This is a genomic window from Bifidobacterium sp. KRGSERBCFTRI (genome assembly GCF_025908335.1).
The window spans coordinates 3,062,849-3,077,993 of the sequence record NZ_CP109653.1 but is presented as its reverse complement, the minus strand read 5'-3'; the positions used below and the strand labels follow the sequence as shown (position 1 = coordinate 3,077,993).

General features: G+C 54.2%; 12 protein-coding genes and 3 pseudogenes. 10 read left to right on the top strand and 5 right to left on the bottom strand.

Going from position 1 to position 15,145, the window contains the following annotated elements; genetic code table 11:
- From OGI63_RS13030 to OGI63_RS13015, 4 genes and pseudogenes are all read left to right on the top strand, one after another.
- Positions 1 to 292 (top strand): annotated as a pseudogene (locus OGI63_RS13030) (IS21 family transposase); the annotation flags it as partial.
- Between the two features lie 179 nt (positions 293 to 471).
- The gene (locus OGI63_RS14290) at positions 472 to 840 is read left to right on the top strand and encodes a Mu transposase domain-containing protein (RefSeq protein WP_407918978.1); all 369 of its coding nucleotides are present in this window, start codon (positions 472 to 474) and stop codon (positions 838 to 840) included.
- 743 nt (positions 841 to 1,583) lie between these two features.
- Entirely contained in the window at positions 1,584 to 2,825 is a 1,242-nt protein-coding gene (locus OGI63_RS13020) for an IS3 family transposase (protein ID WP_231837043.1), read from the top strand.
- A 40-nt stretch (positions 2,826 to 2,865) separates the two neighbouring features.
- Positions 2,866 to 4,045: pseudogene (locus tag OGI63_RS13015) on the top strand (IS3 family transposase); the annotation flags it as partial.
- 832 nt (positions 4,046 to 4,877) lie between these two features.
- On the opposite strand, the gene OGI63_RS13010 reads toward OGI63_RS13015, so the two are convergent.
- Complete coding sequence (locus tag OGI63_RS13010) at positions 4,878 to 5,951, bottom strand: hypothetical protein (protein WP_011743668.1); 1,074 nt, start codon at positions 5,949 to 5,951, stop codon at positions 4,878 to 4,880.
- Positions 5,952 to 6,085: 134 nt separating this feature from the next.
- On the opposite strand from OGI63_RS13010, the gene OGI63_RS13005 reads away from it, so the two are divergent.
- Genes OGI63_RS13005 through OGI63_RS12995 form a run of 3 tightly spaced genes read left to right on the top strand, consistent with a single transcriptional unit; the run spans position 6,086 to position 7,232 of the window.
- Complete coding sequence (locus OGI63_RS13005) at positions 6,086 to 6,397, top strand: transposase (RefSeq protein WP_231837041.1); 312 nt, start codon at positions 6,086 to 6,088, stop codon at positions 6,395 to 6,397.
- Positions 6,398 to 6,399: 2 nt separating this feature from the next.
- On the top strand, positions 6,400 to 7,077 hold the full coding sequence (locus tag OGI63_RS13000) for a DDE-type integrase/transposase/recombinase (RefSeq protein ID WP_231837039.1): 678 nt from the start codon (positions 6,400 to 6,402) through the stop codon (positions 7,075 to 7,077).
- A gap of 11 nt (positions 7,078 to 7,088) precedes the next feature.
- Positions 7,089 to 7,232, top strand: a complete 144-nt coding sequence (locus OGI63_RS12995) for an IS3 family transposase (RefSeq protein WP_413464203.1) — start codon at positions 7,089 to 7,091, stop codon at positions 7,230 to 7,232.
- Between the two features lie 148 nt (positions 7,233 to 7,380).
- Here the strand turns inward: OGI63_RS12995 and OGI63_RS12990 are convergent, their stop codons facing one another.
- The 3 genes and pseudogenes from OGI63_RS12990 to OGI63_RS12980 form a co-directional block, all read right to left on the bottom strand.
- Entirely contained in the window at positions 7,381 to 7,503 is a 123-nt protein-coding gene (locus tag OGI63_RS12990) for a hypothetical protein (protein ID WP_264309052.1), read from the bottom strand.
- Between the two features lie 43 nt (positions 7,504 to 7,546).
- Complete coding sequence (locus OGI63_RS12985; RefSeq protein ID WP_011743666.1) at positions 7,547 to 8,551, bottom strand: Abi family protein; 1,005 nt, start codon at positions 8,549 to 8,551, stop codon at positions 7,547 to 7,549.
- Between the two features lie 902 nt (positions 8,552 to 9,453).
- A pseudogene (locus OGI63_RS12980) lies at positions 9,454 to 10,636 on the bottom strand (IS256 family transposase).
- Positions 10,637 to 10,797: 161 nt separating this feature from the next.
- Here OGI63_RS12980 and OGI63_RS12975 point away from each other — a divergent pair.
- Entirely contained in the window at positions 10,798 to 12,225 is a 1,428-nt protein-coding gene (locus OGI63_RS12975; protein ID WP_011743664.1) for an SIR2 family protein, read from the top strand.
- Between the two features lie 431 nt (positions 12,226 to 12,656).
- Here the strand turns inward: OGI63_RS12975 and OGI63_RS12970 are convergent, their stop codons facing one another.
- A complete protein-coding gene (locus tag OGI63_RS12970) occupies positions 12,657 to 13,568 on the bottom strand; it encodes a haloacid dehalogenase-like hydrolase (protein ID WP_011743663.1) in 912 nt (303 codons plus the stop codon).
- A gap of 185 nt (positions 13,569 to 13,753) precedes the next feature.
- Here OGI63_RS12970 and OGI63_RS12965 point away from each other — a divergent pair, with 185 nt between their 5' ends.
- Both OGI63_RS12965 and OGI63_RS12960 read left to right on the top strand, forming a co-directional pair.
- Positions 13,754 to 14,248 (top strand): helix-turn-helix domain-containing protein, encoded by a 495-nt coding sequence (locus OGI63_RS12965; protein WP_011743662.1) that lies wholly within the window; start codon positions 13,754 to 13,756, stop codon positions 14,246 to 14,248.
- Positions 14,245 to 14,634: a hypothetical protein gene (locus tag OGI63_RS12960; RefSeq protein ID WP_041777410.1), complete on the top strand. Its 390-nt coding sequence runs from the start codon at positions 14,245 to 14,247 to the stop codon at positions 14,632 to 14,634. Before OGI63_RS12965 ends, OGI63_RS12960 begins: the two co-directional genes overlap by 4 nt.
- Positions 14,635 to 15,145 lie beyond the last annotated feature (511 nt).

Below are 15,145 nucleotides of genomic sequence, written 5' to 3'. Positions count from 1 at the left end.
CAAGGCGATACCCCGCCTGAACGACCAGGGCCTGTCCGGCAGGGCGATAGCCAGATCTCCGGGAATCGCGAGACAGAGCGTGGCCGAGGTGCCGTCCGCCTCGGCCGCCGCGGGAATCGCCTATCCGGACGTGGCCGCGAAGCCTGACGGCGAGGTGTATTCGATGCCGTTCCCCGGCAGGGGCGAACGGGAAAGCGTGTACGAACAGCCCGACTGGGCCGGGATTCACCGCGAGCTCGCCCGCGTCGGCGTGACGCTGCGCATCCTGCATGGCGAGTACGCCGATGAATAAGCCAGCGCCGGCAGACCGCGCATGGGTTGCGACCGTTTCCGCAAGCAGTACGCCGCGTATGCGGCGAGGACCGGTGTGACGAGCGGGGTCGAGCACAGGGCCGGACAGGCCATCGAGGTCGACCGGGCCGGTAAGACCATACGGATCGTCGACCCGGTCACGGGCGACGAGTCCGGGGCGTGCCTGTTCGTCGGCGTGCTGCCGACCGGCCGGAAACAGCGTACGAGGTGGCGGACTGGATCTACGGCAGGAAGGCGCGGCCCAACTGCCATGTCGCGTACGCGCGCAACTGGTGTTCCGTCCCGTACGCGTACGCCGGGGCCACCGTGGACCTGCGCGTCGGCGCCGGCACAATCCAGGCTCTGCAGCACGCACCGGCTCCTGCCATCCACGGCCGCCAACCAGTACAGCACAAACGAGACCGACCCGCCCGGGAAGACCGTATGGAGGCAGTGGGACCGGGAATGCTGCGAGAAGTGGGCGCGGCGGGCCGGCCCGGACTGCGCCGACGTCGTCGGGAGGCTGTTCGCCGCGCAACGGTTCGATGATCAGGGCGTGGAGCCCGCGCTGGCGGTGCCGCGCCTCTCGAGGTGCTATACCCGAGCAGCGTCTCGAACACGCGTGCTCGCCGGCCCTGCGGTCGGTGACGTCGCCGCGGCACTCGCACATCAGGCCGATACCTGAGACCGGCCGGGACATGACGGGTGAACCGGTGTATTTCGTCAAATCGAGGTGGACGCTTCGAGGTGGTGACGTTTTCTTGGACTCCCCGATCGGGAGGAGAACCCCCTTATGGCGAAGTGCGGCAAGGAGCAGCGCGACAGGGCCGTGGACCTGTACATCAGATACGAGTGCTGCGCCGCGGACGTGATCCGCGAGCTCGGCTATCCCAGCAGAGGGATGCTGCCGGTGTGGTACCGGGAACGCCTCGAGGAGGAACGCACCGGAAGACGGTCCACTCGCGGGAAACGGTACCGGCGGTACACGGACGAGCAGAAACAGGCCGCGGTGGACCACTACCTCGAATACGGCAGACGGCTCAGCCGCACCATGCGGATGCTGGGATATCCCAAAAGCAAGGAACTGCTCATGGCGTGGATCGACGAGCTGGCGCCCGGCCGACGCAAGCTGAGGCACGGCCCCGTGCCCGAGGAACTGAAGCGGAAGGCGGTGGTCGCGGTCGCGTCCGGACGGCTGAAATCGCGCGAGGCGGCAGCCGAACTGGGCGTGGAGGCGTCCGTCGTCGGGAAACTGGAAACGGCAGATGCTCGCCGGATCCAAGGAGACGCACGTGACACAAACACCCAGAAGGAAGCCCCCGACGGCCGGGGAGGGGAAAACCGGCGTGGAGCCCTTTACGCCGGCGGCCATGCCGCCGGCCGCCGCCGGACCGCGGGACGTGGCCGGCCTGGCGGACGCGGTGGCGTCGATGGAGCGGAGACTTGCGGAGATGCAGGCCCGTCTGGACGGGCTGGACGCCGGCATCGAGGCCAGACGACGGACCGAGCGCGAGCTCGACATCCAGATCGCGATCCGGAAGGGCACGTTGGAGCTGTTGGGAAAAGAGCCGGGCGCAGACCCGGAAAACCTGACCAACCGAGAGAAGACGATCCTCGTCAAGACCGTTAGCGAGACGCTGGGCGTGACCGCCGGAAGCCTCTTGCCCGTGGTCGGCATCGCGCGCGGCACGTACCACTACCAGCTCAACGCCATGAAACGCCCCGACAAGGACGCGCCGTTGCTGGAGCTCGTGCGAGAGGCGTTCGAGAACAGCGAACGCCGCTACGGGTACAAGCGGGTCCACCTGGAGCCGGAAAGCATGGGTATCAGGGTATCGGCCAAACGGATCATGAGGCTCATGACGAAGAACGGGATCAAGCCGTCGTTCAAGAGCGCGAAGCGGTACGGCTCGTACAAGGGCGAGCCGGCCAAGGCCCCGAAGAACCTGGTGAACCGCGACTTCCATGCCGAGCGTCCGAACATGCTGTGGGTCACGGACCTGACCGAGTTCTCGATTCCCGCGGGCAAGGCCTATCTGTCGCCCGTGATCGACTGCTACGACGGGCTTCCGGTCGCGTGGACGATCGGCACCAGCCCGAACGCGGCATTGGCCAACGGCATGCTCGCCGACGCGTGCTCCACGCTCAGGGACGGGGAGAAACCAATCATCCATTCCGACCGTGGCTGCCACTACCGGTGGCCCGAATGGATCCGCATCCGCAAGGACAACAACCTGACGCGTTCGACGGGCGCGAAGGGATGCAGTCCGGACAACGCCGCCGCGGAAGGGTTCTTCGGCCGTCTCAAGCAGGAGTTCTTCCACAAGCGCAGCTTCGCGGGCGTTTCGATGGACGGGTTCATCGACATGCTCGACGAGTACATGGTCTGGTACCGGGACAAGAGGATCAAGACGGAGTTCGGACACGGGCATCATGGACCGTCGACGCGGGCTCGGTCTTGTGGCATGATTGGTGGTGATGGAATCAATGACGAGTCCAACAAAACGGCACCGGCCCCTGCTGCGGAAAAATAGTGCAGAAATTGCTTAAGAAAAATTGAAGCAAAACAATCTGGGGGTCGCGCCGGAGACGCTGCGCCGTTGGCGCAACAAGACGGACGCCACGGTCGCGGCGGAGACCAAGCAGTCGGCCGAAGACGCGATGGCGGAGTTGAAGAGTTTGCGGGCCGAGGTCGCGCGATTGAGGCGGGCGAACGAGATATTGACGACGGCGTCGGCTTTTTTCGCGGCACGGCTCGACCCGACACGGCGTTGATGGTCGCTTACATCGACGAATTCAAGGACCGTTTCAGGGTCGGGCCGATCTGCAGGGTGCTGGCCGCTTCGCTGGACTGCGGGTTCATCACGCCGCGCGGCTACCGCATGTTCAGATCCAAGCCCGTCAGCCGTATGGCCGCCAGGCACGAGGCGCCGGCCCGCGGCATCCTCGAGATCCATGCCGATTCCTTCATGGCCGTGTACGGGCACCGCAAGACGCACGCCCGGTTGTTGGCGCGGGGCTGGGATCCGGCCGAGATCGGCCGCGACCAGGTGATGAACGTCATGCGGGAATCGGGAATCCGCGGCGTGCGCCGCGGCAGGACGCCCGTCACCACCAAACCGGCGAGGGGCACGGGCGGCAGGCCCGACCTCGTGGAACGCGGGTTCGAGGCGGAGGCGCCGAACCGGCTGCACGTGGCCGACATCACCTACGTGCGCATGGCCAACGGCTCGTTCGGCTACACGGCGTTCGCCGCCGACGTGTTCGCCCGCAGAATCGTCGGATGGGCGTGCGCCACCACCATGGACGCCAGGGAGCTGCCGCTGCAGGCGCTGGGACAGGCGATATCATGGGCCGCCTCGCATGGCGGCACGGACGGTCTCGTGCACCATTCCGACCATGGCGCGCAGTACATCAGCCTCGTGTGCACCACCAGGGTCGGGGAATTCGTCATGCTTCCCTCGACCGGCACGGTCGGCGACTCGTACGACAACGCCATGGCCGAGAGCGCCGACGGCGCGTACAAGACCGAGCTCGTCTGGCGACGCAAGCCCTTCCGGGATTTGAGGGACCTGGAATTGGCGACGTTCCGGTGGGTCTCGTGGTGGAACTCGGAGCGTCTGCACCAGTCCTTGGGCTACAGGACACCGGAACGGACCGAAACCGAGTATTATGCAAACCAAGCGGCGCAAGCCGCCCCACTATAAGGGCGGAACAAAAATCAGGCCATATCAAGAAGCTGTGCCATGCATAAGTGAGAAGTCTCATGTTAAGAAGCCAAATCTGCCATATATAATGCAGATATAGGTTGCAAGATAGTAGTGTCAGAAGGCCGCGCGCCTTTTGGTCATGACCATTTTATTAATCACTCTGCTCCTGCTCATAATTATGCATCATGTTCGCAAAGCTCTTCCGGTTCAATACAACTGTCAGCAGACTTCTTTTCGGAGGTTGGAGAACTGAGATGTCTTCCGTTCTTCAACCTCGAGTTGAGCATAGTGAATGACATGCTCAACTCGTCGTATGAAAGCTTCTTCAGAAACGATCACTGCGGGCAGCAGCCTTCTTCATATCATCGTCAGTGAATTCACCCCGGAGTTTCTGTGACGCCTTTTGCATAAACAAAGTGTATTTGAGCCAGTGCATACTTCTGATTGTCTTGAAAAACATCATCAATACTGAGTACAAGGAAACCGCTATAGCTACTCTTGCATACTCCTTATAGATGTACAGCGAGATAAGCGGAAGAACTGCTGTAACCATTGTCCAGACAATGATGCTTGACCAGTTTCTAGATAATTCACCAGAATACTTGGTTATCACATATTTCATTCGTCCCGAACCAGACTGATACACCATGGAACAAATAAAGGTGGCCGCAGCCATAAGAAGTCCGGAAAACAGAAGACAAGGAAGTAAACAATTCTGCGCAGGGCTCTTCGAAATCAAAGGTACGACACCCCGACATATACCAAGACACGCTAACTACCAATGATGCAACGGCGTCGACGAATGGGTGTGCCGCAATGCTATTCGCAATGGAAGACGCAGGTGTATCTGGAGCATTCTTTGTTTTCTTCATGTTTCTATGACTGTCTTTCCCGTGTTATCCGATACAAGTTTTCCTCTTGCTGCTCGCAAACGGTCACGAGATGTTTTATAAGATTCGTAAACTGATGCGTTTCACCTTTTGAAATGACGATTTCCTCCTGTTCCGTAACCGGATGCTCGACAAGATTGAGCTCAAGTAATTTATCGGCAAAGTCAACGCCGCTAACACTCATTTTCTTTCCCTGACCAGCCACGAATGGAACGAAGTCAGAGACCGATAATTTAAATCTTTTCCTCGGCATTGAAAAAACAGAATCATTCGAAATAGATATTTTGACATCAACATCAATATCCGCTCCAATTTCATTAGCCAACTTCTGGCAATACTCTCCGGCAGTGCCGCCCTCGTTTGGAATTGAAGACAATGTCTGCTTTGTCGTGAATTTTGCGTGCAGAGAAGATAATCCCTTAACCTCTTCTCTGAATCTTTCTAAACTGTCAATCGTAACAACGGGAGCAACGTTCCACTTCATTCCCGTTTCAAGAGGCCAATATCTTGCAAGAGCTCTTTCAAGAGGAGACACGCTACGGCTTGTGGATGAGCCGCCAATTCGTCCCACAATTCCTTCATTGGGGAAAAACGCGTAGGCCGAAGATTTAGCTAGCCTGCCACTATCGTCTCCCACATAGTCATCCATGTAGTCGGTAACGCGTTTGTTTTTATCGTCTATATGCCTCATAAACGCTGAATCAAATTCTTCATAGACACTTAGAATCGGATACTCTTCGTCAAGCAAAACGTCATACCTAATGTCTTTGATGGCTTTATTGTCCCATGCCGTGTCCTTTAGCTCAGACAGATGTTCCCACCAATTTAAGTTTTCCACGGGCCTGTATGAAGATCCGTCACAGCTCCTTTGGGATAACCAATAAAAGGCAACCGTACGTTTCATGACTTCCGTCTCCTTGAATTTCACACCCTGCACCATCTCTTCAACGAGAAGGCGTAACCACTCGGATATTATGATACTCGTCATTATTAATGCTGAACCCCCGAGTTCTAAATAGATGCGCAACACCTGTCTATGGTTGGAAGTGTTCAGGTTCATGACCGGAGAAAGTGTCGCGCTCGATATGAAAGCGTATTCCCACCTGTCGGCAGAGGAACATGTCCGGATCGACGAATTGCGGAACCGGGAGGGTGGATTGGCTACAATGTATTAGACAGTCCGATGAGGGACGAATGACATGGGATTGGAGGCCGACGATGGCCGGCCCGAAGTATCCCCGCCACTACGACGAGGCGTTCAAACGGCAGATCGTGCAGTCGTGCGAGAGCGGCAGGCCATCCCGGGAGATCAGGGCCGAGCACGACATCGCGCATTCCACACTGCACCGTTGGGTCCAGGGCATCCGCAACAGCGGCTCCACCCGGGCCGCGGACAACCGCACGCCCGAGCGGAACGAGCTGATCGAGCTGAGGAGACGCAACAGGCGGTTGGAGATGGAGGTGGACGTTTCAGAACAGGCGGCGCCGGTATTCGCGCGAAGGTAGACGTGATACGGGCCGCCGCCGCCCGTTATCCGATATCAGCGCAATGCAGAATACCGGGCGTTCTCCGCTCTACCTACTACTGGATGACCGGGCATCCCGAAGCCGAGCGGGTGGACCCGATCGCCGGCGACGTGCACGCGGTCCGGCGCGACAGCCATGAGCGTTACGGCGCCAGGAAGATCAAGGCCGCGCTGGAGCGGAGGGGCGTCACCGCCTCCAGAAGGCGCATCGTCGACATCATGAAACGGCGGGACATGACGAGCGCGTACACGCGCAGACGGTTCAAACCGCACAAGACGCGGGTCAACGAGGCGAAGCTCGCGAACCTGCTGGACCGCGGGTTCGACGGCTACGCCCCACGCACGCGTCCGGCGAGCGACCTGACGTACGTGAGAGTCGGGGACGGATGGGCGTACGTGTGCCTGCTGGTCGACCTGGCGGACAGGGGCATCGCCGGCCATTCCGTCGGACGGACCAGGGACGCGGGCCTGGTGCTGGCCGCGTTCGCCGCCCTCGACTTCCCGCTGACGGATATTCAGGTGTTCCACACCGACCGGGGCGGCGAGTTCGACAACACGAGAATCGACGAGCTGCTTCGCGTGTTCGGCGTCAAGCGGTCGCTGTCGCGCAAGGGCGACCCCTGCGACAACGCCGTGGCGAGTCGACGAACAGGCTGTTGAAGAAGGAGCTCGTGTACCGGAACCACTGCACCACGATCGAGCGACTGAGGCGTGACCCCGACGACTACGTGTGGTGGTCCGACAACCAGCGGCTCCGCTCCGCCCTCGGATACCGGAGCCCGAAGGAATTCACCGAACAGGGACTCGTCCTCTAAGGAACTGTCCAACACACCGTTGCCAATCCAGTCCGGGGTATCTGGCGTGGCGGGTGGCCAGCATGTTGGCCCTTTTCTCGTAGGGGGCACCATCGAACTCGTATGCCATGATTCGTTCCTTTTCGGGATCATGGTGTTGCGACGTTCACTAGAACCCGTCCTCCAACATCGCCTCGCTCGGTTTCCGGTAGCTGAGCGTCTTCCTGGGCCTGTCGTTGAGCTTCTCGGCAACCGCGCGGTCGCCGACCTCCGGAGGACGCTTGCAAATCATGATCAAGGGGGAGCATGGAACCACGGACGGCGTGCGCCTGTCGTCATGACCACAATGCGAGTGATCGCCAATCCTCGGGGAATCCCATTTCCGTTGCAAGAATTTCCGGATAGCGGTCCATGAGACTGATGAATTTGTTCTTCCATGCGGAGCCATCGATTTGTTGCAGCAGGTAGTTTTCCATGGTGAGGAAGGCGGCGGGGCCGGTAGAGTCCGTTCTGAAAGCGTCCCAATCGTTGCCCCACCATTCATTGGCGTGCAAACCGCTCCGATGCTTAGGCAGCTTCGGAACAATACGGGTACTGGTCTCGTTCCAGAAACGATCATGATGTGCAACCATGTTGCGGACCTGCCTAATCGTTTCCAACCAATTTGAGAGAATCTTGATATCTCCATGTACTTCGGGATTGGTATTTGGATTAAAAATATGAAGCTTCGCTGCTAGCTTTCTTTTAACAGAATCAGGGGATCCCTGATAAAAATACCCTTTCAACGTTCCGTAGCTTAGGCAGCCTACTATCATCCAATACGGCGGCAAGGGGTCTTTATATGTTCTTTTGAAATGTTTAAGGTATGGCAGATTAGATTTCGTGAACGATGCTCTTAACGAGTTAATGCATGCCAGATAGTCATCAAAGCTAAGCTCAGGCAATCCTTCAGGCTTGGTATATCCAAATTCGCCGCCAAACAAGGAAAGCTCGTGTGCGAGAAAGCTTTTGAGATATATTTCAAAGGTGATTATGCCGTCGAACACGAGAGTTCTCAGTTCCTGATCGAATATGTATCTGCACCAGATTTGCTGGAACTGTGTCCCCTTTCTGAACGGGAGGACATGCTTGTAGTCGCATGAGGAAGATGGGCTAAGGAATTGATACCAGTATCCTTTTAGACGAAAATAGCCAACCTGTTCGAGGTGGCGTTCAAGGGTCTCGGCATCTACTCTGCCCAAGCCGTTCCTAATTAGAGTGGCTGCCAGATCTGAAAAATCTTTTGGTGGGTGCTTCGGATAGGAAAGAACTTGTGCGTTGCCGTCATGCGAATTTGCCATGGAATCCCCTCGAGCAAGAAAAATGCCACCCTAGTGTGCTTCAGTGAGAGGCATTGGTGGCTTTTAACAAATGGATAGTCTACCAAAGGTAAAACTTTTTGTCCAATAAAAGACATTCCATACTTCTAGTGGTTGACCTAAGGAGAAAACGCTAAATATGGTGAGTGTATACAGGATTCATCTCATTTCACTCTGTCGAAGTGTAATCATGATTTCGATTCGATCGGGCCGAATCGGCAAATGATTGACTTGTTCTTCTACTCTTGGTTTGCTTCTCGTCTCCTCCATATAATCGACAGTGAGAGATGGTAGTCAAAGGAGAGTTTCACAGGCGCACAAGCTCAGCAGAACCAAGCGCAGGCTGAACAACAGACCTAAGTGCAGGCGAACCAACAGGATTCAGGAGTCGTAGCAAAAGTGCATGGGCGCGAAGAAAAGTGCAGCGGTTACGCTAAAAAGGTGCATACCATGTGTGTTCCGGGTACTGGCGTATTCCATTCTGGCGTGCCTCGGGAATCGAGCTTTTGAAATCGCGGTGGTGAATAGGGGAGCGTCGTAGACCGGGAGAAAAGTCTCCGCAAGGATGTCTATCCGGCTTATTTGCGGCAGATTCGAAGAGTTGGTTTTTACTAGGTGGCTTATATATGGCACCTTTTCCGCAGCATGCTGAATATTTGTAGCTTTTGAGGCCACTGGTTATTGTGCTTGGGGACCAGCATTATGGTGGGAGAAGGCCGGTGGCGGATTGATTAGAAGCCGCCGGCCTTCGGGACTAGTTGTCGAGCATGGCCTGCCCGTGGCGTTGCCTCATGTTGTACTCGCCTGTATTAATCCAGACCGCGTTGCGCGGTAGTGCCCGAAAGGTTGCGCACTTTGGATCATGGCCGTCCATGGCGCGATGATCAGTTCGCTTCCACGAGACTGTCATCGAGCCGGGACATATCCATGTAGCGCCGGTCGGACCAGCTGTTGGCGGTGACGTACCTGATGCGGGCGCACACGAGCATGAGCGCGCTGTTGCTGTCCGGGAAGCCGCCCACGACGCGCGTGCGCCGGCGGATCTCACGGTTCAGCCGTTCGATCATGTTGTTCGTGCGCAGCTTGGTCCTGTGGTTCACGGGGAACTCGCCCAGCAGATAGGTCGTCGTCTCGCCGATCCCCTCGCGCAGGCAGTTGGCCGCCGACCTGAGTTTCCTGGATTCCATCTCCGCGGCGACGGTCTCGGCCTGGCCAGGGCTGTTTCGCGCGATTCCTGCGCGAAGACGGCCTTCAGGGCCGCGGAAGCCCAATCCCTGTGGCTGGGCGGCGTCTTGGAGAGCACGTTGCGCATGAAGTGCACCATGCACCGCTGGTACCTCGCCTTCGGCAGCATCGAGTTGACGGTGGACACGAGCCCGGCGCACCGGTCTCCGACCACGAGCCGGACGCCCTTGAGGCCGCGTTCTATCATGCCCCTGAAGAACTGCTCCCAGCTGGCCGCGTCCTCCCTCATGCCCTCGTCGACCGCGATGACCTCCCGGTGGCCGTCCGCGTCGACGCCGATGGCGACCAGGACGCTTACGTTCTCCACGTGCCCGCCCCAGGAACGCTTGTGACACACGCCGTCCACGAACACGTACGGCCACGCGCCCTCCAGCGGCCTCGTGCGCCACTTGTCGATCTCCCCGTAGACCCTCTTGAGCTTGTCGGAGAGCGTCTGCGAGGGCATGCGCTCTCCCCACAGCAATTGGCTGATGTCATCGACCCGCCTGGTGCTCACGCCGGCCATGTACATCCCCATCAGCGCCCCCTTGACACTTTCCTCGCGACGGCGGTAGCGTTCGATGACCTGGCTGCGGAACGTCTCGCCCTTCAGCTTCGGGACCCGAAGGTTCAGTTTGCCGGCCTTGGCGGTCAGGTGGCGGTCGTAGTGGCCGGCCCGGAAGGCCTTCCTGTCGCCGCTTCTCTCGTATCTGGCGGCGTTGGGATCCGGTCGGCCTCCTCGTTGAGCATCAGGTTGATGGTCTGCTCGACCTTCTCCCGCACCATCCGGTCGAGCTTGGACTCGAACATGGCGTCGTCGAACTGTATGATTTCCTTGGACATGGCGCTGACCTGCTTTTCAATCGCGGTTTTCTATGTTTGGCGACTGAAAATCGTACCAAGACCGGGCCATGTCCTTTTCCATCAGGCCCCAAAGCCGAATCTGCGCAAACTATCGGACGTTATCTGCGCTATCGATGTGATAATATCAAAAAATTATTGACATGTCTTATGCCGTTGATGGAGACGGAATAGATGGGGTGGTAATTCTTATGGTCGCATCTCAGTTGGAGTGGTCAATCATTAAGCAGCTTCCGCGCATAGACCGAAACGAAGAACTGACGATATTGCTTGGTGCTGGAGCGTCCGTTCCTTCGGGGTTGCCTTCATGGAAAGATTTAATTGGCAATATGCTCCGACAACAAGGAATGACAGTGTCTGCAAATATGGCGTCGTTATTATGTGATGCTGGTGATTTGCTATTTTTAGCTGAAGCTGTAAAACAACATTGCGGCAATGAGAATGAGTGGAAGAGATGTATCCTCGCCGCACTATACCCGGAGGGTGCTTCATATAACCCGTATCCTCCGTCATATTTCCATCAGCAAACAGCAAGACTCGCTTTCCAGCATCAGGAATCTGTTCATTTGGCGACGCTAAATTTTGATTTACTTCTTGAATATGCCATTGCTCGCATTGCGGTTGATTCAGGGAAACAGACTTTTCCTCCTGTTGAGCATTTACACGGTAAGGTTTTCCCGGCAAGTGATGGAAGTTCGGCAACTGTAGAAGATGTTGTTCTTACGCATGATGACTACAACAAAGCCATGAGAGATGGTAAGAACCATGCTAAGCATTATCTTGAGCAGACAGTGACAGAGGGGCATCATTTACTTATTGCCGGAACGTCTTTTAGCGATCCTGATATGAGATTCTGGTTGTCTGATGTTTTACAGAACTCAGGTGATTCTCGGGCTACGGTTTTGATTGCGCGTGAAAGTATGCCCGAGGTGACGCTAAATCAGTTTATGGGAATGAAGAAAGTGCTTGCTGCTCAATGGGAATCAATTGGATTTCATCCGATTTTTGTGAATGATTATACTGATGCGGCAACGCTGATTAACGAGATTGGTTATATGGGGAATTCTAGCTACTGCCCTCCAGCAACAAGAACTAAACGGCTATGGAAGAAGTTAACGGGAACGGAATTTCGTTCTTATCAAGAGAGGTTCGCAGAGAAGCTTCATGAGCAAGCTAGTCAGTGTGAGGCGTTGATTGGACATTGCAGAATCAATGTGACTCTCTGGATTGCGCATGGCAGTCAACTCACGCGATATGCTACTCATGATCGTATTTATCTGTACAAAGAACAGCTGCGGAATGAGGCGGTCGGGTTTGATAGCCCATATATTGCAGGACGTGTTCTTGGGACTAATCAAAGCAGTAGTCAGAGTTTTGAAAATGGAATATGGAAACAGGTAATGGCGTTCCCTATTCAGGTGCAGGAATCCAAAGGGTTCAGTATCCTGCCAATGGCTGTTCTTTCTATCGGGATAGGTAAGAAAATAAACAGTGTTGATAATAAAAATCTCGCAAAGAAAATGCAAGGTATGGTAAACGAATGGAGTAGTGAGTTACGAAAAGCGTTGTGATGAAAAAATGAGCTTGGTCATAGTGTGTTGTCCAGATTCACGCGTTATACTGACGTGAACCACATAGAAAGGAGACGGCAATGCGTTCTCATGCATCGGAAAAGGGGAGTAAGATTGTTCCGCTGCCTCCGAATGAGTTTTATCAGTCGCCTTTCGATGGTCGATGGCTTGATCTAGATGAATCTGAGGTTTTCCATCTAATCGATTTGCAGAGGAAAGCTTCTTCTCGTAATCCTATTGGATTTGAATCTGCTCACGACAAATTATAGTGCTGTTACCCACGTTCTTCCTGTCTGATAGGTCAGACAGGAAGAAAAGATAGAACGCCGATTTCTGATAATTAAAAATTTTGATTGTTTGATTCTGATGTTCCTTCTCTTAGACTTTCGTATAATAAAGGATGTAAAAGAAGGGGCGGTAGTGGCTAATGTTTATGAAATATGATGTGGCGCACTTGAAATGGATTCCTCCAGTCGCTTCTTTTCCCTCTGCACTATACCTTCAGCAAGAAGTTTCACTTTGTGTGTTAGCCACATATATGCTGTTGTTCCTTCGGAATAATCGGCTTCTGCATACATGTCGATGCGTTCGTCTCTTCGCATTTGTTCGACTTGATCAAAGGCTTTTTCGTCGTGCTTGGGATAAACCGCAAAAGTAGCGCCACCGTACCGTTTCACGACGGAAAATGCGGGGATGTCACTGGGGCCATCTGCAATATAGATCATATTTTTGAATTGGACTCGACGTAGTTCTTCGGGGACTTTCGCGTTTACGTCAATGTTTGGAGTTTCTGGAATACCTTTGTTTATTTCAAATAAAGCCCTGGTCTTAGACGTGTTATCGATAGTGTAACCAAGTTCACTAATAACTTTTTGCCCATTTTCATTTTCATCTTCAATGAATTCACATCCCCATATATGTTTCATATATGGTTCAATTTTTGAACCTTGAATTACTTTGGACATTCCAGTGCTGACAACATAGTTTTCCACATGAATGTCGCGTTCTCTATATGCGTCTTGATCGACTACTCGTTTAACTGCCTCGAAAATATCTGGGACACCTTTGTAGAATTTTAATTCTTTGCCAAAATCTTTTAGTTGTTCGTTATTCAGCCCAGGGAAGCAACCATCAGGGCGCGCATCTTTAATGAATTGGTTGAGATAAATGGTATCTTTGTTAACTTCAACGTCTTGCTCTTCCTTGTATTTTTGAGGAAGATTGTTAATCATTCTCCAGTAGTCTTTGGAGACTACGTCATATTTTTCAAAAATAGGATCTTGCATATATCCATCTACGAGGGTCTTATCAAAATCCCAAACTAAGGCAATGATATTGCTCATTTTCCCTCTTTTGACTCTTGTAACTCTCTGTCAGCTATATATATGTTAACTGATACAGATGATGTCTTTTAACAATTGTCGCTGATTTCATAAATTGACCATTTCATAATAATTAGGGTTGACGGTAATAATGTCGAGCCTGTGGTGGATATTACTATAAGTAATATCCACCACAGGAGGGAACCATGGATGGTCAGCTTCCTTACGATTATCGGGAACTTGCCTACGATTTGTATCACGCTGAGGACCAGCTTCTTGAGGGTCTTGTCTCTATGCGTGTGCAACGGGGTATGACTCAGGAGCAATTGGCTGATGAGATGGGTGTGTCCCAGTCTTACATATCTCAGATTGAGAACGGAAGAAAAAAGCTTGTGACATTGCTTACCGACTATGCGTTGGAAGTCGGGGCGCGCATTACATATAGCGTCGAGCCTGCGGAGCTAAAACCGGAGGGGTGCCGGAAATACGATACGTGGAAGGCCGTTCGACAATTGCAGGTAACAAGTGAATGGTCCAATGGCGATATAACGATGGGCGGCATCAACGTAGAGGTAACAGTATCCCGGCAAAAACCAAATCATGATGGTTTACGCAAGGTTACTGTAATGGGTGCTTCGGGCAAGGCTGCTCCTTGGCGTGCAAATAAAGACGTGGAATCGAAAAAGGAGCTGGTTGGATGAACGTCAACAGAATTATGCTGCTCGGCCAGTCAAGCGAGCGCGACCTTGCCCAAGACTCGCAGGAAGGCGCGGAAAGCAACATCAATTTTAATTTTGGTTTGAATCCAAGTGATGACAAGCCTTGGCCGTACGAATTAACGTTGCATTCGGAGATCACTCTCAAAAAAGGCGATTCCGAAAAGAATGTGTCTCCTTTTTTCGTATCCGATCTGCGCTATGCGATTCAATTCGATTCGCCCATTGATGATGAAAATACCCCGGAGGCTCTTTCCGTTGCATGGCCTTACATGAGGGAAAAGCTCGTTGAACAATTGCAGTCGCATGATATACCTGCGATGTCAATAGTGCCGTTGTCGATTGCTGCGTTGCCTGCGCAATCCCAATGATTCGGTTTCGGGTGTATGGGCAATGTTCTCGGCGGTGTCATCCAATTACTTATGAGTGGTCTAATGAACAGTCAGCCCGACTGTCACGGCGGTCCGGATTCTGGAGTGGTCTCTAAAGGGAAAGGTTCAGGCGGCCGTTCATTCTGCGGTGTATCTAATCCAATGCTTCAAAGCAGGTCTTGTACAGCCGAACGCGAGGTAGGGCATTGTACGAATAAGGTTCTTAAAAGGGGTGTGTTCTATGGTCTACTACACGCGCTTGAGGTTGGATTTGATGGTCTGTTCCTTGTCGAGGAAGAACCATGCGGAGCGGTTCGATGCTAGAGGTTGCCTCCATTTGAAATTCTTTGGAGTGCGCCGGCGTGCTACGTTAGGCGTGTACCCCCGTTCGTGCCCTGCTCTGGCTGCTTTCGCCTATTAAGATTAGTGCATTCCCGTTTAATTGCGGTGGAAGTCTTCGGGCGAAACCTGGGAGGAGTCGATGCGTCGGCTCCTCCTTTTCATTGTGCTT